The sequence below is a fragment of the Cupriavidus sp. FW306-01-F10A genome, assembly GCF_058782785.1.
Genome location: NZ_JBYSYA010000029.1, coordinates 21,454 through 42,882 on the forward strand (window position 1 = coordinate 21,454; position 21,429 = coordinate 42,882).

Genomic DNA, 21,429 nt, shown 5'->3' on the forward strand with positions numbered 1-21,429 from the left:
GCGGCGGCGCGAAGATGAAGACAGCGGCCGATGCTAGCCAAGCGCTTGCAGCAGGGGCTTGACCGCGCGCAAACCCACGCCAACGGCACACCGCCCGCGTTGGCCTATGCCGGTTGGCGTAGGCCGATGGCAGGCCACCACCGCGCGCTTGACCTGCGGCAAACGCCGGCCCGTGCCGCTGTGCCACGCTTGCCCGGTCATCCACGCGGCTGGCCGCACGCCGGCCCCGCGCCCATCCTCTTCCGGAGATTTTATGAATCAACCCTGGCTCAAGCTGGCCGGCCGCCGCCTGCTGCCCATCGTGCAGGGCGGCATGGGCATCGGCATCTCGGCCCACCGGCTGGCCGGCGCCGTCGCGCGCGAGAACGGCGTCGGCACCATCGCCAGCATCGACCTGCGCCACCACCACCCCGACCTGATGGAACGCACCCGCGGCAGCCGTGACAAGCCCGCCATCGAAGCCGCCAACCTCGAAGCGCTGGATCGCGAGATCCGTGCCGCGCGCACGGCATCCGAGGGCCGCGGGCTGATCGCCGTCAACGTGATGAAGGCGGTGGGCTCGCACGCCGCGCTGGTGCGGCAATCCTGTGAAAGCGGCGCCGATGCCATCGTCATGGGCGCCGGCCTGCCGCTGGACCTGCCCGAGCTGACCGCCAGCCACCCCAGGGTGGCGCTGATCCCGATCCTGTCCGAGGCGCGCGGCATCGGCCTGGTGCTGCGCCGCTGGATGAAGAAGGGCCGCCTGCCCGATGCCATCGTGGTCGAGCATCCGGCGCATGCCGGCGGCCACCTGGGCGCGGCCACCATCCAGGACCTGTCAGAGCCGCGCTTCTCGTTTTCGCGCGTGCTGGCCGAATGCCGCGAGCTGTTTGCGCAGCTCGGGCTGGCCTGGGACAGCATTCCGCTGATCCTGGCCGGCGGCATCGACAGCCATGCCAAGGTGCGCCACTGGCTGGGCGAGGGCGCCGCCGCGGTGCAGCTGGGCACGGCCTTCGCCGTGACCGAGGAATGCGATGCCCACCCGGCCTTCAAGCAGGTGCTGGCCACGGCGCGGCCCGAGACCCTGCGCGAGTTCACCAGCGTGGCCGGGCTGCCCGCGCGCGCGGTGCTGACGCCGTGGCTGTCGCGCTACCTGTCGAGCGAGTCGCGGTTGCAGCGCCGCGCCAAGCCGCGTGAGTGCCTGGAAGGCTTCGACTGCCTGCAGGCGTGCGGGCTGCGCGACGGCATTGCCCGCATCGGCCAGTTCTGCATCGACCTGAAGCTGGCGCAGGCCGTGCGCGGCGACGTGGAGCGCGGCCTGTTCTTCCGCGGCCGGGGTGCGTTGCCCTTCGGCGAGGCGATCCGGCCGGTGGCGGAGCTGATGCATTACCTGTTGACGGGGGAAAAGCCTGCGGGGCTGACCCAAGCCCCGACACCAGCCTGACGCATGCCTGTTGTGCGTGCCGTAGCCAACGCCGCGCGAACAAGGCTCCCCTCGCCCGCTTGCGGGAGAGGGGTGGGGGAGAAGGCCGGAGTGTCTACGAAGTGAGGCGCGTCGGTATGCCGGCGCCTGCTCTCTCCCCCGGCCCCTCTCCCGCAGGCGGGAGAGGGGAGCAAACCGGCGGCATGGGAACCTTGTCAGCAATGCGCGGCGGTAATCCGCCGCGCTTCCTCATCTCCCGCATGCATCGCAACGCTCCCAGCAGTTGCCACCCCAGCCACGCATTGGCCCCCGCCAGCAGCACGCCGCCAGCGCGGGCCAGCGGCGCCGGCGCCAGCGGCACCGCCAGCAGCAGGACGTAGGCAGCCAGCAGCAGCCATGCCTGCCGCCGTTGCCGGCCCGGCACGATGATGGCCTGCATGGCCGGCACCCGCGCGCGCGGCGGCAGCAGCCGGCGCAGGTGCAGCCAGGCCAGGAACGGCACGATCTTGCCGAGCATGGCCGTGACCGGCAGCACGCCCACGCCGACCAGCGCCATGGTGCCGGCCCACCATGCCAGCGGCAGCCCGGTGGCGGGCAGCACCACGGCCGCGGCCCCCAGCAGCGCTGCGCCTGCCATGCTGGCGCATGCCACCGGCCAGAGCAGCCACAGCGGATCATGGCGCCGCCGCGCGCACAGCGTGCCGGCCAGCCCGCATGCGCCCACCACCGCCACGAACGCCAGCCACACGAGCAGCACGCCATGCGCCAGTGCCCGGTGATCCGGCCACAGCATTGCCGCGGCGCTGAACAGCGCCAGCGGCAACCAGTGCGCCATGGGCAGCCAGCGCCCGATCGCCGCCGGCAGGCGCGGCGTCTGCCAGAACATCGGCAGCACAGTGGTGGCCACGCCGGTCACCAGCGCGGCCAGCCAGCCGCCCAGCGCCCACGCCATATGCAGGCCGAGCCAGCGCGCCACCGGCACGCGCCACCAGCCGCCGAAGGCGCCGGCCAGCACCATGCCGCACAGCACCGCGACCATCAGCGGCGCGCCGATGCCGGCAAGGGTGCGCGTGGTGGCATCCACTGCGGCCACGCGCCGGCCCGCAGCCAGCAGAATGGCGCCGGCCAGCAACAGGATCACCGCCACGGCCGCCGCCGCCTGCATCGCCACAGGTTCGCCGCCGAGCAGGCCGATGGCCAGGGCGGTGGCCACGCCCGCGCCGGCCGCGGCCATGAACGGCGCAAGCAGCCCCGCACCCGGCACGGCCACGCCGGCCACCACCGGCATCATCTGGAACAGCGCGCCCACCATGACCGGCAGCAGCATGCCCAGCGCCAGCACATGGACCGCCACCAGCGCCAGTGGCGCAAAGCGGTCCGGCAAGCCGCCGGGGGGACCGGCAGCAAGCAATACCCCGGCCGCGGCGCCAAGCCACGGCGCCGGCATCAGGCAGCCGAACACCGCTGCCAGGCGCGGGGCGCGTTCGTAGTCGAAACTGGCTGCCTTCAAGCGCTTCTCCCATCCATGTTGACCGGATGCTCGTGTCCTGTTCTGCGGAACAGGACACTACGCCAGGCCAGGTGGTGGGGATTTGACCGCAGCCAAGTCCGACGATGTATCCCCGCGCCATGCGGTGGGAGCGATATGTCACGACGTGACAGGCCTGGTGTGTGGGCGGCATTCCCCGCAATTGACAAGCCGATGCGCCGCCGGCCGCACATGCCAGACGCCGAAGCCGGGTTTTCTTGATCTTGCGCAGGAAGCCCCGCGTGCTGCGCAGGGAAAATTGCCCTCGATGCCAGCGCGCAGCCATGCACGCGCCGGCCGCCGGGCCACCACCCGGCTTCCCCCGACTGGTAGCCCCCGATACCGCCATGTTCCGAACCGATCCTCCAGCCGCCAGCGCCGCGGCGGACTCCCGCGCTGCCGGCCTGCCGGCGCTGCGCGACCGCCTCTCCACCCGCATCATCTCGCTCTCGCTGGCCGTGCTGCTGGTGGTGCTGGGCATGATTGCCGGCACGCTGTGGCTGTCATGGAAGCTGGAAGGCGCGGGGGCCGCCATCAATGACGCCGGCAGCCTGCGCATGCGCGCCAACCGCGTGGCGATCGAACTGACGCTGGCACAGGCAGGCCAGGACAATGCACTGGCCGAGCAGGTGCAGGCGCTGGACGCCACGCTGGCCCTGCTCAGGAAAGGCGACGCGGCGCGCCCGCTGTTCCTGCCGGACGAACCCGCCATCCATGCCCAGATGACCCGCGTCACGCAGGGCTGGCAACAACGGCTGCGCCCGCTGGCGGTAGCCGGAACGGGCGACGCCGCCGTCCCGGCACGCTATATCGCCGCACTGCCCGGCTTCGTCGCGCAGGCCGATCGCCTGGTCGGCATGATCGAGCATGACAGCGCGCGCAAGACCGACTGGCTGCGCTTGTCGCAGATCGCGCTGGCGGCAATGGCCTGCGTCGGCACCGTGGCCGTGATCTACCTGCTCTACCTGTGGATCATCCTGCCGGTGCTGCGGCTGCAGGACGGCCTGCGGCGCATGGCCGCGCGCGAGTTCTCGCTGCGCCTGCCGGTGGAAAGCCGCGACGAGTTCGGCACCCTCAGCGAAGGCTTCAACCGCATGGCCGGCGAACTGCAGGGGCTGTACCACGACCTGGAGACGCGCGTGGCGCAGAAGACCGCCGAGCTGGAACGCCAGAACCGCGACCTGGAGACGCTCTACGACATGGCCGCCTTCCTGAACCAGGCCGCCGATGCCGAGGCCATGGCGCGCGGCTTCCTGGAACGCGTGATGCGCCAGTTCGATGCCGATGGCGGCAGCGTGCGCGTGCTGGACAGCCGCCACGGCAGGATGCACCTGCTGGCAGCCGCCGGCCTGCCGGCGGCGCTGGCCGAATCCGAATCCTGCGCGGCGGCCAACGCCTGCCATTGCGGCGACGCCACGCGCGAGGCCGTGGTCGCCATCGTCGACCTGCGCGCGGCGCAGCGCCAGGGCGCCGCCGGGGATGTCACGCCCTGCAGCCGCAACGGCTTCCAGTCGCTGGCGGCCTTCCGCATCGAAAGCCAGCGCGGCGCCACGGGCGTGTTCGCGCTGCACTTCCGCACGCCACGCGCGCTGCCCCCGTCAGACCGCCAGATGCTGGAAACACTGGGCCAGCACCTTGGCACCGCGCTGGAACACCTGCGCCTGTCCGCGACCGCGCGCCAGCTGGCGGTGGTGGAAGAGCGCAACCTGGTGGCGCAGGGCCTGCACGACAGCATTGCCCAGGGCCTGAACTACCTGAACCTGCAGGTGCAGCTGCTCGACGCCGCGGTCGAGCGCGACGACCTGGCCGAGACCCGCGAGATCGTGCCGATGCTGCGCCACGGCGTGGAAGAGAGCTACCAGGATGTGCGCGAACTGCTGAACAACTTCCGCTCGCGGCTCGGCACCGGCGAGCTGCGACCGGCGGTGGAAGAGACCGTGGGCCGCTTCCGGCGCCAGTGCCGCACCGAGGCCACGCTCGCCATTGACGAGAGCGGCGGCGCCTGGCCGCTGGCGCCGGAGCAGCAGCTGCAGGTGCTGTTCATCCTGCAGGAGGCGCTCTCCAATGTGCGCAAGCACGCCATGGCGGAGCACGTGGCGGTGGCGCTCAGCCACGGCCGCGATTTCCGGCTGGTGGTGCAGGACGACGGCGAGGGCTTCGATCCGGAGCAAATCGCCACGCGCGCCGAAGCGCATATCGGCCTGAACATCATGCGCGAGCGCGCGGCGCGGCTGGGGGCGCAGCTGCACGTGCAGGCCCGCCCCGGCCACGGCGTGCGCATCGAACTGGTGCTGCCCGCCGGCCGCTCTTCCGGCGCCCTCGAGTTCGCCGACACCCGCCCCGCCCCCACGACCACCGAGACCCAGCCATGACCATCCGCATCCTGCTGATCGACGACCACACCCTGTTCCGCTCGGGCATCCGTGCGCTGCTGCAGCGGCAGGCCGACTTCGAGATCGTCGACGAAGCCGCCGACGGCGTGGAAGGCATCAAGCGCGCCAAGCAGCACCGTCCCGACGTGATCCTGCTGGACCTGAACATGCCCGGCCTGTCCGGCCTGGAAGCCCTGCAGCTGCTGGTGGAAGACCTGCCGCAGACCGCCGTGATCGTGCTGACCGTGTCCGAGGAAGCCGAGGAACTGGCCGCCGCGCTGCGCGGCGGCGCGCGCGGCTACCTGATCAAGAATATCGAGACCGAGGCGCTGATCGCCGGCATCCGCCGTGCCGCGGCCGGCGAACCGGTCATCTCCGACAGCATGACCGCCAAGCTGGTGGCCCAGTTCCGCGCTCCGGCACCGGTGGCCGCGGCGCGCCAGGACGAAGCGCCGCGGCTGACCGCGCGCGAGCGCGAGATCGTGCAGGGCCTGGCGCGCGGCGAAAGCAACAAGGAGATCGCGCGCGACCTGGGCGTGGCGGAAAGCACGGTGAAGATCCACGTGCAGAACATCCTGAAGAAGCTGAACCTGGCCAGCCGCGTGCAGGTGGCCGTCTATGCCGTCGAGCACGGGCTGAACGCAGCGTGCTGAACGCGGCGCAGTGTCCGCCACGACAGCCCTGCATGTTGCACGCCCGACACCCCAACGTCGTCCGATTCCTACAGCGATTTCAGCCCTAGTCCGGGGGGACGCCGGCGCCCCCTGATCTAGGCTGAACTGTAAGCAGTTGGCTCTCCGAGGCCACCCCGGTCCGGAAGCCCGGCTTGCCAGATCCACAACAAGGAGCACGCCATGGGAATCGGCACCATTCTCCTGATCATCCTGATCCTGCTGCTGATCGGCGCACTGCCGGCCTGGCCCTACAGTTCCGGCTGGGGCTACTGGCCTAGCGGCGGCCTGGGCCTGATCGTCCTGATCGTGGTGCTGCTCGTGGTGCTTGGCCGGATCTAGCGTTCCTGGCCAGCCTGCGGGCAACGCACGCCGGCTGGCGCACGCAGCGGCGCCAGCGCGGGGCTACCCTTGTCGCTGCCGCGCCGGCGCCCTATAACGAAGCGCGGGCGTGTGCCACCGCATCGCCCGGTTCCTTCCCCCATTTGCAAGGAGACCCAGATGCCAGCCAAATCCAAGGCGCAACAGCAGGCCGCGGGAGCGGCGCTCTCCGCAAAGCGCGGCGAAAAGAAGGCCGGATCGCTCAAGGGACCTTCCCGCTCGATGTATAAATCGATGAGCGAAAAGGAACTCGACAAGATGGCTTCGACCAAGACCAAGGGCATGCCGAAGCACAAGTCAGACAGTTGATCCGGGACCAGCGTCAGCGATGCTGTCGGGTTGCTCCCCTCTCCCACCTGCGGGAGAGGAGAGCAACCAAGCGGTCTGCCAGGCTGCCTGCCTATCTGGCACCGCCCTTCTTTCCCCCGACCCTCCCCCTCACCGGCCCGCCGCAATAGCCGGGCAAACGTCTTGCGCGGGCGCTGCGCGCCAGCCGGATCGACTCCGCCAGCGCCAGCCCGAATCCCGCAACGCTGCCCAGGTCCTGTTCCACCCGCTCGCGCAGGAAGGCGGCCCAGGAGAAATCGCCGGCAGCGCTGCCAGGCTTGCGGCAGGCCCCGGCCTCGCGCGCAAAGGCAGCCAGGCTGCGATAGGGATCGTCGCGCATGCCCCGCACAGTGGGCGGCAGCGCCTTCGGGCCCAGCAGCTCGCCGTGCTCGTCATAGGGATGGACATGGCCGAGACGGCGCATCCGTTTCCAGAACGCCGACGGGCTCAGGCGGCTGAAGTCATGCAGCACGCGCACGGGTGCCTGCTCGTAGCCGAGATCCAGCCACGCCCGCGCCCAGTGATGGTGATCGATGATATAGAGGCTGCCGCCCGGCCCGGCCACGGTCTTGACGCGATGGCGGCGCATGAAGCGCCGCAGCGCCGCGTGGTCCTCCGGGTTCGCGTGGCGCTGCGTGACATCCATCTTGTAGCTGACGTGGGCATAACCCAGCGTCAGCTGGGTCGGGCGCAGGCGAGCCAGTTCGGCAACGGCGTTGCCTCGCGCGCTGCGCGGCGTGCCTGGTTCAGCGCTGCCGGCCGCGGCGGCGCGGCGCTCAGTCGTTCTCGGCACGCTTCTGGTCGACGAAGTGCTCAAGCTCGCTGCCCGGGTCTTCGTTGCCGGTGCTCTCTTCGGCAACCGCCTCGCGTGCGAGCGGGCGTGGCCAGTACTCACCCTCGCCGCCGCGTATGGGCTCGCCGTGGCGGGCGGGATTGAAATCCGTCCACTGGCCGCATTCCCAGTTGCCTTGCGCGCATTCCAGCGCGCTCGCCCCGGCTTCACGCAGCACGTCCACGGCAACGGAATCGAGGCCGTTGTTGACGCATGCCGCCAGCATGACGCGGTCCACCGCGCCGCTTTCCGGCGTACTGTCCGGCCCCACCGACATGATGGATACGTCCCACACGGAGAAGCCGCGCGAGAACAGGGTACGTGCCACGTCTTCGGCGCTGGCAATCGAATCGAAACGTCCGGCTACGATCGATGACATGATGACTGACTCCAATGATGGTGGCGATGGTCATGACTGCTCTCATCCACATTGCAAGAGCCACGCCTGCGCCTGCTGTGCGGCACGCCGCGCGCACGGCCTGCATGGCGCGCACGCCGGCGTGCAATATTTGCAAAGGCGGCCCCGGAACTACATGCCCCGCCCTGGCGCCTCAGCCGTTGACGACCTCGCCGCCGTTGATGTGCAGGATCTGCCCGGTGATATAGCTGGCCGCGTCGGACGCCAGGAAAACAAAGCCCGCCGCCACCTCGAACGGTTGTCCCGGGCGCCCCATCGGCGTCTTCTTGCCAAATTCGGCCACTTCCTCCGCGGTGAAGGTCGACGGGATCAGCGGTGTCCAGATCGGGCCCGGCGCAACGCCGTTGACACGGATGCCGCGCTCGACCACCTGCAGCGCCAGGGAACGCGTGAAAGACACGATCGCACCCTTGGTGGCGGAATAATCCAGCAGGTGCTTGCTGCCGCGGTACGCGGTCACCGAAGTGGTGTTCAGTATTGACGCGCCCGACTTCAGGTGCGGCAGCACCGCGCGCGTCAGGTGGAACATCGCAAACACATTGGTGCGGAAGGTGGCCTCCACCTGGCTGGCGTCGACCTCTTCCAGCGAGGCCTTGGGGTGTTGCTCGGCGGCGTTGTTGACCAGGATGTCGAGCTTGCCGTACTGCTGCAACGCCTGTCGCGCCACGGCCTCGGCATGCGCGCGGTCAGCGAGGTCGCCGGCGATCGCCAGGCATTTGCGGCCCGCCCCCTCCACCAGCTCGACGGTCTCGCGCGCATCGGCATGCTCATCGAGATAGGCGATGGCGACATCGGCGCCTTCACGCGCAAAGGCCACCGCAATGGCCCGGCCGATGCCGCTGTCGCCGCCGGTGATCAGCGCCGCGCGCCCGCGCAGCCGGCCGCTGCCGACATAGTCGTCGGCGCCGCTGTCCGGCTGCGGCCGCATGGCGGACTCCAGGCCAGGTTGGCGCGACTGGTGCTGGGGCGGGATGCTGGTCGGTGTGGACATGGCTGGCTCCTGTCTGCGCGGCCGCATCGCGGCCCTTGCAGGTGCCGCGCAAATTCCATGCCGCAAACGGCGAGCCCGGGCCACGCCGCGGCAGCCGCGTCGCGGCCGCGGCGTGGCCCGGGCTGACACGCCGCCCGTAACCCTTACATTGCCCGGCAATCCTTACAGCGCCCCGGGCGGCCAGCCCGCCTGGCCCCGCGCACGCGTCGGGGCACGGATATTGCGGCCATTGCAGGCATGAACGTCACCGGCCCGGCGCGCCTGCGGCAGTTGCCGCACGGGCCCGCCGCACCAGGCAGTGCGGCGGAAGACGCCCGGGCCCCACAGCCAGGAGGCAACCATGTTCAACTTCCGCAACGAGCGCAGCCGCAGCGGCCCCCGCAGCGGCAGCGAAACGCAGCGCCGCGAGCGCGGCCCGGCGCAACGGACGCGCGACCAGGGCCGGGGCAGCGGCTCGGAGGACTGGGGACAGGAATGGGGCGAGGACTGGCGCGGCGACAGCAGCGGCCAATCCGCGCCTCCGGGCCGCGAACGCGAGTCCGAGCGCCATGGCGGCCCGTGGTACCAGCAGGACACGCCTGCCGGCCAGCGCCGCGGCAGTTGGGGCGAACAGGGCTATGGCGCTGCCGACACGGGCGGCACCGGCCATCCGTACAGCAGCGGCTACGGTGGCTACCGGCCGGCCCCGCAGGACAGCGGCTATCGCAGCGAAGAACGCGAATCGGGCTATGGCTACCGCGATGAAGACCGCTTCGGCCCGCGCGGACGCCGCAGCGAACTCAGCGATGAGGATGACCCGCGCCAGCCTGGCCGCGGCTGGCACGGTGGTGAAGAAGAATGGGGTGAACGCGGTGGCCGCGCCATGCACTGGCGCGAAGGCATGGAACGCGACCGCGCGCAGCGCGCCGGGCAGCCGAGCTATGGCGGCGGCTATTTTGGCGATGCCGGCAGCGGTGGCCAGTCGTACAGTGGCGGCCAGCGTGTGTACCCGGATGATCCGGGCTATCGGCGCCACGCGTCCTATACGGCGCAAGCGGGAGCGCCAGGCGGCCAGCGCGCCGGGCGCCGTCCGGTCGGCCCCAAGGGCTACCGCCGCGCCGATGAGCGCGTGCGCGAGGATGTGTGCGAACGTCTGGCGATGAACCCCTATGTCGATGTCCACGACGTCAGCGTGGAAGTGGCCAACGGCGTGGTGACGCTGGACGGCACCGTGCGCGAGCGCCGCGAGAAGTACGTGATCGAGGACATTGCCGATGCCGTGTTCGGCGTCACTGAGGTGAACAATCACCTGCGCGTGCAGCGCCAGCCAGGCGCCGCGTGGGCGGCGGGCTCCGAGGTCGGCGGCGACGATGCGGCCGGCACCGATACTTCGGGGATCTCGCCCGAGCGCACGCTGAACAAGAGTTGATGCGCCCATGCGCCGCCAGCCTCGCAAGCTGTGCCCGGGCAGCAAGCTGATGGTGCCGCTGGATGCCCTGCGTCCCACCCAGATCACGGTAGGCGGCTACCATGTCGCGCAGAAGGTCCATGTCACCCGGCGCGTGCCGCCGGAGGACCGCGCCGCGTTCCTGGACCGGCACCGCGTACACCTGGTGATCGGTCCGGAACAGGCCCTGTACGTGGTCGACCACCATCACTGGGTGCGCGCCTGGCACGATCTCGGGCTCACCCATGTGCCGGGCGTAGTGCGCGCCGACCTGAGCGACATGAACCTGCCGGCGTTCTGGCGCCACATGGTGGCTGAGCACATGGTCCACCCATACGACGAGCACGGGCGCCGCCGTCCGCTGACGGAACTGCCTGCCGGCATCCACGACATGCGCGACGACCCCTATCGCAGCCTCGAGGCCTTCGTGCAGCTGGCCGGCGGCTATCGCAAGGTCAAGACCGCCTATATGGATTTCCGCTGGGCCGACTATTTCCGCCGCCACGTGGCGGGCCCGTTCGACACCCCGCATCACTTTGCCATCGCGCTGGCGCAGGCGTTCCGGCTGGCCCACGCCGCGGGCGCGCGCGGCCTGCCCGGCTACATCGGCCCACTGGGGTGCTGAGCCGGTTCAGTTGTCCTGGCCTGCTGCCATCGACATGGCGCAAGCCACGCTATTGCGCGCCGGATACCGCCGCCGGCGCACTGGCGGACTCGGCCTGCGGCATGCCAAGCTCGTCGGTGGCCGCCTGCGGCGCGGGCCGCTCCGCGGGCGGCTCGGCGCGCTCGGCGCTGACCGGGCCGGCGCGCGCGACGGTGATCATCTCGCGCAGCCAGTTGACCAGCAGGCTGCTGTAGCCGCGCTGGCTTTCCTCTTCCGTCAGGCCGTGGTCGGCACCCTTGATCACGCGGTAGGTCATGGAGTTGGCATGCACGCAGGCATCCACGTAGCTCATCACCGCGGCGTGCGGCACCACCTGGTCGTGCTCGGATTCGATCACCAGCACGTCGCCGGCAAATTCCGCGCAAGCGCGCAGAGCGCGGTTGCTCTCGGGCGGCACCACGCTGCGCCGGTAGGCCACCAGGTCCTGTTCGCGATGCAGCTGGCGCTTGGGCAGTTCCCAGCCCGAGTCCATGTACAGCGCCGGCGCGCGGAACGCCATCCAGCGCACCTGGCGCAGCGTGCTCAGCAGCGCAGCCAGGTAGCCGCCGTAGCTGCTGCCCACCACCGCGATGGCGTTGCGGTCCACTTCGGGCTGGCGCACCAGCACATCGTAGGCGGCCACCACGTCGGCCAGGTTGCGCATGCGGCTGACGGTCTCGTATTGCGCCTGGGTGCCGGCGTGCCCGGTCAGGTCGAAGGTCAGGCAGACGCAGCCCAGCCCCGCCACCTTGCGCGCGCGGGCCAGGTACTGCTGCTGGCTGCCGCCCCAGCCGTGGACAAACAGCACGCCCGGCAGCCTGGTTTGCGGGCTGATCAGGGTGCCGGCAATGGTGCCGCCTTCGCTTTCTATCTGCAGCAGGTCTTCATGCGTTGCCATCGGATTCAGGCTCCAGTCGTGCGTATTTAGTCAACGGACCGGCGTGCCGGTCCTCTCCCTGGAAGTAGATCTCGGCGTCGTCCGGCACGCGCACGCCCTTGCCATAGACCTCGCGCGTGGCAGCCACCGCGCGGGCGCGGCGCGGATCCTCGCGCAGCGCGGCCAGCGCCGCCAGTTCGGCGCCGGTCGCGCCGCCCACCCGCCAGGACTGTTCCAGCACGCCCCCAAGCACTTGCCCGTGGCCGGCGCTGCCCGCGGGCGAGCCGAAGGCGACGTCGTAGTTGCAGCGCGACAGCACCATGCTCCCGGCATCGCCATAGCACGCGAGCGCGGCTTCGTGGTACACCATCGCGGCCCGCACCGCGGCCAGCGTGCGGGCGTCGAACGGGTGCTGCAGCAGCGCCTCGAGGCCGCCGCGCACCATTGTCAGCGTCGAGCCGCCATAGACCTTCTGCCCGTGGTTGTTGGCAGTGAGCCCTTGCGTGCCGCAATAGCTGGCCCGCAGGCCCGCCAGTTCCACCTGCCCCACGCTGTAGGTCTGCGGCGCATCCAGGTCGCGCTCCGCCACCAGGCCATGGGCTTCCACCACGTCGGGCGCCATCGCGGCAAGTGCCTCGTCCAGCGAGCGTTCGTCGTGGACCACGCGCTGGCCCAGCCCGCCGACGCCGTACGGTTCTTTCAGCCGTACCGGCCCCAGCGCCAGCAGGCGCATTGCCGCGATCCGCGCGTCGCCGAGCGTGAAGGCGGTGAAGCCCGGCAGGGTGGCGCCCACCACGCGTCGCACAAAGTCCTCGGACCAGCCCCGCGGCGCTGCCGCGCCGGGCGCCACCAGGCCGTGCGTGATCGCCTTGGTGGCCACGAAGGCGTAAGGCACCACCCCGCCAAACAGGTCGCCCGCGTCCCGCACGCCGAGGTCCTGGGCCAGCTTGCGCCCCACCAGCGTCTGCGCGGGCACCAGGTACGGCACAGGCAGCCCCGCATCAGGAGCGGCGTAGGCGCCTGCGAAGGTCAGACCCGCAATGTCGGCGACCTTGCGGGCAATATTGGCAAGGGTCGTGCCATGGTGGCTGTCGGCCTTGCCCAGGGTCTCGCAACCGTAGACCATCACCGCACGCCCGCGCGCCGGCGGGTTGCCCGGGGCGGCGCGCTTTCGATGCGTTGCCTTGCTCGGTTCGGACACGGGCGGCTCCTTGCTGGTGGCTGTCGCTCGATGGGATGGGAGGGGCCGCATGGGCTAAGAGCTGGGCGCTACGGTGGGTGAGCGGCTCCCGGCATCGCTGCCGGCCAGCCGGCGCCCGCGCGCTGCGCGCGCCTGCCGCTTGGCGGCGTGGTTCTCGCGCGCCTCGTCCAGCGAATGGCTCGACTTGATACCGTCTTCCTTGTCAGCCAGCTCGGCCAGGTGGCGATAGAAGGTCACCAGCTGGCGCAGCTCTTCCTCGTCCAGGTCTTCGATCGACACCAGCATATTGCTGGCTTCGCGGTGCGAGGCGAGCAGTTCATTGAGCTTCAGGTGGACCGCGACCGCGTCCTTGTTCTGGCTCTGCTGGATCAGGAACACCATCAGGAAGGTGACGATGGTGGTGCCGGTGTTGATGACCAGTTGCCAGGTCTCGGAATAGGAAAACAATGGGCCGGTGATGGCCCACGCGGCCACCACGCCGACGGCCAGCACGAATGCGACGGGCGATCCGGCCTGGCGCGTGGCGGCGCCGGCGAAGCGGTCAAAGGCATGCAGCACGCCATGCTTGCCGGACCCGGATCGATGGTCAATGCCTGGCGGGATTGGGCTGGAATTGTTCATTGTTGGCGCTCCCACAGAGGGTGGCTGTTTGTGATTGGCGTCATTTGGTTGGTTTATGGCGCTTGGCGGGCGAGGCTTTATTGGCTTGACGGTATCCGGTCGCTTATCGTCCTTGGCGGGCGTGGCTGTTTCGCCGGCGCAGCCGGCGACCTACTTTCTGTCCGAGCGACAGAAAGTAGGCAAAGAGCGCGTCGCCTATGCGGCTAAATTACACGGCGTCGGTCATATGGGCGGCGGTGCTTGCCGTTTGGATGTGGTCGCGGTTCGACCCTGCTAAGCCATGTGAGTGTGTGCCAGTGCCTGCGATAACCGGCTTTTGAACGATCCCCAAGTCGGGCGGTGGCCCGCGCTCTCAAGCGATATCGCATTAACGCCTTCGGCTGCGCTCCGCGCAAGCGCCCAATGACCGTCAGCGCATTTTGAGCCTGCGTAGCAGCCGTAGGCGTTCTCGCGATTCGGCTGGCAGCAGGCGGCCTACGCCCTGCATGGGGATCGTTCAATAGTGGGTTAACGCAGGCACTGGCACACACTCACATGGCGTAGCAGGGTCGAACGGGCACCCACGCCTAACGGCAAGCACCACCGTGCGAACCACCAACACCGTGAAATTGATTGCCAGCCGCACAGGCGACGCGTTTTTTGGTTACTTTTTGTCGCTCGGACAAAAAGTGACTCGCCGGCTACGCCGGCGAAACAGCCACGCCCGCCAAGAACGACATGCGACCGTATGCCGTCAAGGCTAAGTGCCATCACCCCAAACTCCCCATCACCTCCTCCTCTCATCCCAAGGGTCATACCGATCCGCCTCCCAATAAGGCGAAATCCCGTAATACTGGTGAATGCTGGTAGCCCACTGCGAATCCGCCATGCTGGGCCAGTGGTCCTTGTCAAACCCCGGCGCGGCCTTGAGCCGATCCCTTTCAACACCAAGCACAAAACACTTGCGCCGCGTATCGAGCGTCAGCGCCGACCACGGCAAGGCGAAGAGTTTTTCACCAATGCCAAGGAAGCCGCCCATGGCCAGCACTGCGTAGGCCACGCGCCCGCCCAGCACGTCGATCATGATGTGGTCGATGGTGCCGATATCGTCGCCGGCGGGGTCAACCACCTTGTTGCCCTCGAGCGTGTCGGCTGCCATCACGAATGGGCCAGGGCCCGGGGAATCGCGGTCGATGCCGCCGACGATGGATGCGCCGTGCGGCGGCCGTTCTTCAGGGGGTTCAGGTTGAACTCGGGTCATGGCTATCTCCGTTTGGCGGGCCGCGGCGCGGGGCCCTGGGTAGGGTCCCGCCGCGGCACCTGGACTCAGGGTTGCGGAAATGCGCTTCAGCGCTTGCTGGCCGACCCCTTGCGCTGGCCTGCCGGCTTGGCGCCCACGGGCTGCTCTTCACTGCCCCGTTTGAGCTTCCAGTCGACATCGTCGCGCGCGGTCTGCGTCTTCTTCTCGGCGTGCATGGCTGCGCTCGGCGAGATCGGGTCGCTGGCCGGGAACGTCATCTCCAGCGAGTCGTCCACGGCGGCCTGGTAGGTCTTGGCTTCCTTGCCCCGTTGCTTGTCGCCTGCGGCGGCCTTGCTGCCTGCGCGGGCCTTGCCCGCGGATGGCCCGCTCATGCGGGCAGCCCGGGACTTGTCGGATTTCGCGCCGGACGGCTTGTGAGCAACCTGCGCGGCCTTGTCGGATTTGCGGCTGGCTTTGGGCATGGTTGTACCCTCCTTGGTTGGGTCATTCATCCATGCAAGGCGCGGGCCAGAAACGGGAAAAGACAGGAGCGTGGCGGGGGAGCGGTGCGGGCGCTGCCGTGACGCCGCAGGTATGGCAAGTGCAACCACGGCCGGCCGGCAAGCGCTACGCGTAGCGCACGCGACAGGCCGGTAAAAACTACATGGATGCGCGGCGCCGCGTCAGGCGCTCATGTGGCGCGGGAACCTGACGGCGATGCAGACCCTGATCCGGTCGTTATCGCAGCCATCGCTTTCCGCGCTCAGCGCCGCCCCGTGCATTTCGACCATGCGGCGCGTCAGCAGCAGCGCGCTGCTCTGCCGGGCCGGGGTCGCGCCGTCCGGCGCCGCCCGGCGCCCGAAGAAATCGGTCAGCGCGGCCAGCCGGCTGGCGCTGCGCTGCTGGTCCAGCGGCGGGCTCTCGGTGATGCGCAGCTTTACGTGATCCGGCTCGCTCAACACCTGCACGGCGACCGTGCCGCCGGCCGGCGCGCGCCAGATGCAATGCACCAGCAGGTGCCGCAGCAGCGGGGCCAGCCGCTCGGCGTCGCCATCGATCAGATAGGCCGATTCGGACGAGTCGGCGGCACCGTCGGTGGCGACCGGCGACAGCAGCACGCCACGGGCTTCGGCAGTGGTACGCCGGTCGGCAATGGCCTGGGCCGTGAGCGCCAGCAGGTCCAGGCGCTGCCAGCGCGGTGCGCTCTCGTCGGCCAGCAGCCGCACGGCCTCTTCCATCTCCTCGATCAGCGCCAGCTGCTGCTGCATGCCGGAGCGAATCCCGTCCAGCGCGCGCTGCGCGGGCGCCGGCGTGGCATCGAAAGCACGGTCCAGCACGTAGGCCCAGCTCTGGATGGCGTTCAGCGACGAACGCAGGTCATGCGCCGATTGCTCGATCAGCGCGCTCACCTCTTGCACGCTGCGCACGGCGCCGGCCGGCGAAGAAAGCGGAGCGTCCGGCATCGCGGATTGCGGGGGTTGCTGCGTCATGTGCGGCTCGGCATTGGCACGTCCCCGGCCGGATTGGCCGGGTTGGATGCGTTGGAGGAAGCAAGAAACGTGCTGCACAGGGCGCTGCGGCCCACTGGCACGGGCCGATCCCCGCAAACGCAGGCGCTGCCTCACGCCGTCAGCCGGTAGCCGACGAACCGGTGTCGTTGCGCGAGGCGCGTAGCCACTCGGGCAATTCGCCGCGGGCGGCATAATCTTCCAGCCGGTTGTACAAAGTCTTCAGGCTGATGCCGAGGATCTCGGCCGCGTGCTTCTTCACCCCCGCGCATTGCTCCAGCGTGGCGAAGATCAGCTGCCGGTCGGCATCGGCCAGGGACATGCCCACCGGCACCGACACCACCGCCGCGCCCGGCGCCTGCGTGGCCGCGACCTGCAGCGGCACCTGCACTTCGGTGATGAGGTCGTCGTCGGACATGATGAAGGCGCGCTGCACGAAGTTGCGCAGCTCGCGCACATTGCCGGGCCAGGCGTGCAGGCGCAGGCTGTCCAGCACATTGGGCGCGAAGCGGCGCCGGGTGCCCTGCTCGGCATTGAGCTGGTCCAGCATCAGGTTGGCGATCTGGATCACGTCGTCGCCGCGCGCGCGCAGCGGCGGCAGTTCTACCGGGAACACGTTCAGCCGGTGGAACAGGTCCGCGCGCAGCTTGCCGTCGGCCACCGCATCTTCAGGGTTGCGGTTGGTGGCGGCCAGCACGCGCACATCGGCATGGCATTCGCGGTTGGTGCCCACGCGCATGAAGGTGCCGGTCTCCAGCACGCGCAGCAGCTTGACCTGCAGCTCGGCGGGCATCTCGGTGATCTCGTCCAGGAACAGGGTGCCGCCGTCGGCGCGCTCGAAATAGCCCTTGTGCTGGCGGTCCGCGCCGGTAAAGCTGCCGCGCTCGTGGCCGAACATCTCGCTTTCGATCAGCGTGGGCGAGATCGCGCCGCAGTTGACCGCCAGGAACGGCTGGCGCCGCCGCGACGAGAGCTCGTGCACGGTCTGCGCGGCCAGTTCCTTGCCGGTGCCGCTTTCGCCGATCAGCAGTACCGTGGCTTCAGTCGGGGCCACGCGCGCAAGCTGGTCGTAGACCACCTGCATCACTTCGGAACTGCCCATCAGCCGGCCGAAACGACCGTAGCGGCGCAACTCACCGCGCAGCGAATGGATCTCGGCGCGCAACTCGCCGGTGGTGGCCAGGCGCCTGAGCACGGTCTGCAGCCGCGCCACGTTGATGGGCTTGACCAGGTAATCGGTGGCACCGGCGCGCAGCGCTTCGACCGCGCTTTCCACGCTGGCATAGCCGGTCGTGAGGATCACTTCGACGCCCGAGGCGCCAACCTCGTCGAACAGCTCCATGCCGTTGCCGTCCGGCAGGCGCAGGTCCGCCACAATCGCCTCCGGCATGCGCCAGCCGATCTGCAGCCGTGCCTCGCGCAGGGTGCCCGCCGTGGCGGAGCTGAAGCCTTCCATGGCCACGATCTCGGCTAGCGCGGCACATGCGTTTTCGTCGTCATCGACAATCAGGATGTGGGGCATACGATCCGTCAGTGAGACCTATTGGAAACTTGGGCGAAATCCGCTGGCGCCTCCGTTCGCGGGCCACGGCGGTCATGCTGCCGGGCTCGGGCACGCCTGCCGCCACGCTCCATGCAAGGCGTGGCGCGACAGGCACAGGGGCGGCACGGGTTTCGACTGCGACATTGTCAGTCGGTTGCACAAGTCCACTGCGTAATGCCAGTCTAAGCGCGGGCAGGCACGGTCGTTGCCGGTGTCCGTCTGACACAGCTGTCGGATGTTTCCGCGCGGGCTCAGACACCTATGGCAAGCCCCTGCGCCAAAGGCTAGCATAGGAACTTCTCACGACAAGCCCGCCCCCGACCGAGGCCTTCATTGTGCCCGTGACCGCCAGCACATCGCGGCGCACCAACGCCGCTCTCTCTGGCCAGCCCGCCAGCCACGCCGCCAGCACATCCGAGCCGGCGCGCGAGCCAGCGCCGCGCCGTGCCATACCCTCGCAGGTCTCGCTGCTGTGGGAAAGCGCGTCGCCCGCCATGCAACGCCTGCTGGCCCAGATCGAGCGCGTGGCGCCCACCGATGTCACCATGCTTGCGGTAGGCGAAAGCGGCTCCGGCAAGGAAGTGGTGGCGCGCGCGGTGCATGAGCGCAGCGCGCGCCGCAAGGGTCCCTTCATTGCGGTCAACTGCGGCGCAATCCAGCCCACGTTGATCGAGTCAGAACTGTTCGGACACGAGAAAGGCGGCTTTACCGGCGCGATCGAGCAGAAGGCAGGCTACTTCGAGCAGGCCCATGGGGGCACGCTGTTTCTCGACGAAGTCACTGAAATGCCGCTCGATATGCAGATCAAGTTGTTGCGGGTGCTGGAAGGCCGCACCTTCCACCGCGTCGGCGGCGACACGCCCATCGCCACCGACGTGCGCATCCTGGCAGCCACCAACCGCGACCCGGTCGAGGCAGCACGTGCCGGCCAGTTGCGCGAAGACCTGCTGTACCGGCTGGCCGTGTTCCCGCTGCATATCCCGCCGCTGCGCGAGCGGCCCGACGATATCGTGCCGCTGGCACGCCACTTCCTGGCCGAGTACAACGCCATGGAGCGCACCGACAAGGCCTTCTCGGCCGCCTCGCTGGAGCGGCTGGTGCGCTATGACTGGCCGGGCAATGTGCGCGAGCTGAAGAACGCCGTCTACCGCGCCTTTATCCTGGCCGACAAGGTCGTGGAGATCGGCAACCCCAACCTGGCCACGCAGCCGCCGCGGCCCACCACAGTGGACGGCGTGGTCAGCGTGCGCGTCGGCACCACGCTGGCCGACACCCAGCGCGAAATCATCATGGCCACGCTGGCGCGCTTTGACGGCGACAAGCGCCAGGCCGCGCGCGCGCTCGGCATCAGCCTGAAGACGCTGTACAACCGGCTGGACGCCTACCGCTCCTTGTAAGGCCGCGGCGCAGCCAGCGCGCGCGACAGGGCCTCGATCGCCAGCGGCTTGGTCAGGTAGGCATGGAAGCCGGCCAGTTCGCTGCGCCGCTGGTCTTCGGCAGTGCAGCGCCCGGTCAGCGCCAGGAACTGCACCGCGTGCGGGGCGCACGCCTGGCGCAATGCCGGCAGGACTTCAAAGCCCGACATGTCGGGCATTTCCAGGTCGAGCAGCACGCAATCCGGGCGGAATTCGGCAACCAGGTCCAGTGCCTGCTGGCCGCCATGGGCCGCGCGCGCCTCATGGCCGAGCAGGCCCAGCAGCTCGGCCATGCTGTCGGCCGAATCGGCATTGTCATCCACCACCAGCACGCGGCGCCGCGGCACCGGCCCCGGCGGCTGCGTGCCGGCCTCGCGCCGGCGCGCGCTGACGCGCGGCAGGATCACGGTGAAGGTGCTGCCCGTGCCCGCGCCACCGCTGTCGGCCTGGATCGCGCCGCCGTGCGCTTCCACCACGGCCTTGGCCAGTGCCAGCCCGATGCCCAGGCCGCTGCGGCTGCCGGCGTCGGCCTCCTGCGCGAACAGGTTGAAGATGCGGTCCAGCGCCGCCGGCGCGAGACCCCGGCCAGTATCCGACACGGCGGTGATCACGCGCGCTGACTCCACGCTCACATGCACGCTGACGGTACCGCCGCGCGGGGTGTACTTGACCGCATTGCTGAGCAGGTTCAGCAGCACCTGCCCCAGCCGCGCGGCGTCGGCGCGCACATAGGGCGAGCTTGCCGGGAGCGCCAACACGAGCCGCTGGCCGGCGGCTTCCAGCACCGGGCGGATTGCCTCGATGCTGGTGGTTACCACGTCGTTGTACGAGGTGGGCGTCAGCTCCATCTTCAGCTTGCCGGCGGTCACGCGGCCTACGTCGAGCAGGTCGTTCACCAGCCGCTCCAGCTGGTGCAGCTGGCGGTCGATGATCCCGGCGCAGCGGCGCACGCGCGTGTCGGCATCCGGGGTCAGCTCGATCACTTCGACCGCGTTGCGCACCGCCGCCAGCGGATTGCGCAGTTCATGCGCCAGGATGGCCAGGAACGATTGCAGCCGGCGGCTGCCGGCCTCCAGCATTTCCAGCCGCAGCGCATCGCTCAGGTCGCGCACGGTCCACAGCAGGCTGGTCGGGCAGCCGGCGGCGTCGCGCACCAGCACCATGCGCGTATGGCAACGCACCACCGAGCCGTCCTTGCGTGCCACGCGCTCTTCGCCGGCCCACTGGCCGCAGGCGCGCGCGGCTTCCAGCGCCGCGCCGTCGCGCCCCGCGGCGGCATCCTGGCGGGAATAGAGCAGTGCCAGCGGCTGGCCGACGGCTTCGGCCTCGACGTAGCCGGCCAGCGCCTGCGCGCCGACGTTCCAGCTGCGGATGGTGCCGTCCAGGTCAAGTTCGCACACCGCGGTGCCGGGCAGGTTTTCGGCCAGCAGCCGCATCCGGGTATCGGCCAGCCGGGCATGCTCGGATGCGGCCTGCTGCACGGTAATGTCGCGGCACGACACGATAAAGCCGGCGGCCTGGCCTGCCGCGGACTCCACGGACGAGGCATCGCCATGCCTGGCCGCCACGTCCGGCCCGTCGGCAGCACCAATGGCCCGCATGAGGCAGGACGCCTGCAGCAGGCTGCCGTCGCGCCGCACGCGCCAGCCCTGGTCGCGCGCGCTGCCTCCGAGTGCGGCCGCCTGCAGCCATTGCTGCGGCAGGCCGGCAGCGACATCGTCAGGACGATGCAGGCAGGAAAGGTGACAACCGGTGATTTCCTCGGCGCTGTAGCCGAACACGCGCCGCGCGGCATCCGGCCACATCGCAATGCACCCGTGCGCATCGGTCTCGAACACGGCGCAGTCTTCCACCGCGTCGAGCAGGCGCCGGTACTGTGCCGCCAGCAGGAGGCCGGCATCGTCCGCCAGGGTGCCGTCCGGATCGCCGACGGGTGACGTACGGACGCCTTTTGCCGCATGCGGCTCGGACATGTGCACACCTTCTGTGTGATGGGGTGAAGTCAGCAGGCCCCGTGCGCGCGCGGCCTGGCGCCGCCGCGCTGCGGAGGGCCG

The 21,429-nt window shown here is 69.6% G+C and carries 20 protein-coding genes; 8 read left to right on the plus strand and 12 right to left on the minus strand.

Going from position 1 to position 21,429, the window contains the following annotated elements; genetic code table 11:
* Positions 1-253 precede the first annotated feature (253 nt).
* Positions 254-1,423 carry an NAD(P)H-dependent flavin oxidoreductase gene (locus tag AC3WLF_RS27875; protein ID WP_492318344.1) on the plus strand — a complete coding sequence of 390 codons (1,170 nt, stop codon included), beginning with the start codon at positions 254-256 and terminating at the stop codon, positions 1,421-1,423.
* Positions 1,424-1,517: 94 nt separating this feature from the next.
* Here AC3WLF_RS27875 and AC3WLF_RS27880 read toward each other — a convergent pair whose 3' ends face one another.
* Entirely contained in the window at positions 1,518-2,912 is a 1,395-nt protein-coding gene (locus AC3WLF_RS27880) for a hypothetical protein (protein WP_492359081.1), read from the minus strand.
* A 365-nt stretch (positions 2,913-3,277) separates the two neighbouring features.
* On the opposite strand from AC3WLF_RS27880, the gene AC3WLF_RS27885 reads away from it, so the two are divergent.
* The 4 genes from AC3WLF_RS27885 (at position 3,278) to AC3WLF_RS27900 (ending at position 6,663) form a co-directional block, all read left to right on the plus strand.
* Positions 3,278-5,302 (plus strand): type IV pili methyl-accepting chemotaxis transducer N-terminal domain-containing protein, encoded by a 2,025-nt coding sequence (locus AC3WLF_RS27885; RefSeq protein WP_492359082.1) that lies wholly within the window; start codon positions 3,278-3,280, stop codon positions 5,300-5,302.
* The gene (locus AC3WLF_RS27890) at positions 5,299-5,955 is read left to right on the plus strand and encodes a response regulator (RefSeq protein WP_114134071.1); all 657 of its coding nucleotides are present in this window, start codon (positions 5,299-5,301) and stop codon (positions 5,953-5,955) included. The genes AC3WLF_RS27885 and AC3WLF_RS27890 overlap by 4 nt, the downstream gene beginning before the upstream one ends.
* A gap of 201 nt (positions 5,956-6,156) precedes the next feature.
* A complete protein-coding gene (locus tag AC3WLF_RS27895; RefSeq protein WP_010810653.1) occupies positions 6,157-6,315 on the plus strand; it encodes a DUF3309 family protein in 159 nt (52 codons plus the stop codon).
* Between the two features lie 159 nt (positions 6,316-6,474).
* Positions 6,475-6,663, plus strand: coding sequence for a DUF3008 family protein (locus tag AC3WLF_RS27900; RefSeq protein WP_010810654.1), 189 nt, complete (start codon positions 6,475-6,477; stop codon positions 6,661-6,663).
* A gap of 91 nt (positions 6,664-6,754) precedes the next feature.
* Here the strand turns inward: AC3WLF_RS27900 and AC3WLF_RS27905 are convergent, their stop codons facing one another.
* From AC3WLF_RS27905 to AC3WLF_RS27915, 3 genes are all read right to left on the minus strand, one after another.
* Positions 6,755-7,474: a ParB-like protein gene (locus AC3WLF_RS27905; protein WP_492359083.1), complete on the minus strand. Its 720-nt coding sequence runs from the start codon at positions 7,472-7,474 to the stop codon at positions 6,755-6,757.
* On the minus strand, positions 7,458-7,892 hold the full coding sequence (locus tag AC3WLF_RS27910; RefSeq protein ID WP_492353438.1) for a hypothetical protein: 435 nt from the start codon (positions 7,890-7,892) through the stop codon (positions 7,458-7,460). The genes AC3WLF_RS27905 and AC3WLF_RS27910 overlap by 17 nt, the downstream gene beginning before the upstream one ends.
* Before the next feature lie 172 nt (positions 7,893-8,064).
* The gene (locus tag AC3WLF_RS27915) at positions 8,065-8,922 is read right to left on the minus strand and encodes an SDR family oxidoreductase (RefSeq protein ID WP_058697358.1); all 858 of its coding nucleotides are present in this window, start codon (positions 8,920-8,922) and stop codon (positions 8,065-8,067) included.
* Between the two features lie 340 nt (positions 8,923-9,262).
* Between AC3WLF_RS27915 and AC3WLF_RS27920 the strand changes: the two genes are divergently transcribed.
* On the plus strand, positions 9,263-10,330 hold the full coding sequence (locus tag AC3WLF_RS27920; RefSeq protein ID WP_492359084.1) for a BON domain-containing protein: 1,068 nt from the start codon (positions 9,263-9,265) through the stop codon (positions 10,328-10,330).
* 7 nt (positions 10,331-10,337) lie between these two features.
* Positions 10,338-10,973 (plus strand): ParB-like protein, encoded by a 636-nt coding sequence (locus AC3WLF_RS27925; protein ID WP_492359085.1) that lies wholly within the window; start codon positions 10,338-10,340, stop codon positions 10,971-10,973.
* A 49-nt stretch (positions 10,974-11,022) separates the two neighbouring features.
* On the opposite strand, the gene AC3WLF_RS27930 is transcribed toward AC3WLF_RS27925, so the two are convergent.
* The 7 genes from AC3WLF_RS27930 to AC3WLF_RS27960 all read right to left on the minus strand — a co-directional run bounded on the left by AC3WLF_RS27930 (position 11,023) and on the right by AC3WLF_RS27960 (position 17,939).
* The gene (locus AC3WLF_RS27930) at positions 11,023-11,889 is read right to left on the minus strand and encodes an alpha/beta hydrolase family protein (RefSeq protein WP_492353434.1); all 867 of its coding nucleotides are present in this window, start codon (positions 11,887-11,889) and stop codon (positions 11,023-11,025) included.
* Positions 11,876-13,069 carry a DUF3182 family protein gene (locus AC3WLF_RS27935; protein WP_492353433.1) on the minus strand — a complete coding sequence of 398 codons (1,194 nt, stop codon included), beginning with the start codon at positions 13,067-13,069 and terminating at the stop codon, positions 11,876-11,878. The genes AC3WLF_RS27930 and AC3WLF_RS27935 overlap by 14 nt, the downstream gene beginning before the upstream one ends.
* Positions 13,070-13,123: 54 nt before the next feature.
* Positions 13,124-13,690, minus strand: coding sequence for a low affinity iron permease family protein (locus tag AC3WLF_RS27940; protein ID WP_492359086.1), 567 nt, complete (start codon positions 13,688-13,690; stop codon positions 13,124-13,126).
* 766 nt (positions 13,691-14,456) lie between these two features.
* The gene (locus tag AC3WLF_RS27945) at positions 14,457-14,930 is read right to left on the minus strand and encodes a PRC-barrel domain-containing protein (RefSeq protein WP_010810663.1); all 474 of its coding nucleotides are present in this window, start codon (positions 14,928-14,930) and stop codon (positions 14,457-14,459) included.
* Between the two features lie 86 nt (positions 14,931-15,016).
* Positions 15,017-15,391 (minus strand): hypothetical protein, encoded by a 375-nt coding sequence (locus AC3WLF_RS27950; protein WP_492318334.1) that lies wholly within the window; start codon positions 15,389-15,391, stop codon positions 15,017-15,019.
* Between the two features lie 201 nt (positions 15,392-15,592).
* The gene (locus AC3WLF_RS27955; protein ID WP_492318333.1) at positions 15,593-16,399 is read right to left on the minus strand and encodes a sensor histidine kinase; all 807 of its coding nucleotides are present in this window, start codon (positions 16,397-16,399) and stop codon (positions 15,593-15,595) included.
* Between the two features lie 139 nt (positions 16,400-16,538).
* Complete coding sequence (locus AC3WLF_RS27960) at positions 16,539-17,939, minus strand: sigma-54-dependent transcriptional regulator (RefSeq protein ID WP_492318332.1); 1,401 nt, start codon at positions 17,937-17,939, stop codon at positions 16,539-16,541.
* Between the two features lie 356 nt (positions 17,940-18,295).
* On the opposite strand from AC3WLF_RS27960, the gene AC3WLF_RS27965 reads away from it, so the two are divergent.
* Positions 18,296-19,357: a sigma-54 interaction domain-containing protein gene (locus AC3WLF_RS27965; RefSeq protein ID WP_492318331.1), complete on the plus strand. Its 1,062-nt coding sequence runs from the start codon at positions 18,296-18,298 to the stop codon at positions 19,355-19,357.
* Here AC3WLF_RS27965 and AC3WLF_RS27970 read toward each other — a convergent pair.
* Positions 19,342-21,348 carry a hybrid sensor histidine kinase/response regulator gene (locus tag AC3WLF_RS27970; RefSeq protein ID WP_492359087.1) on the minus strand — a complete coding sequence of 669 codons (2,007 nt, stop codon included), beginning with the start codon at positions 21,346-21,348 and terminating at the stop codon, positions 19,342-19,344. The two genes, AC3WLF_RS27965 and AC3WLF_RS27970, sit on opposite strands and share 16 nt — an antisense overlap.
* Between the last annotated feature and the right edge of the window lie 81 nt (positions 21,349-21,429).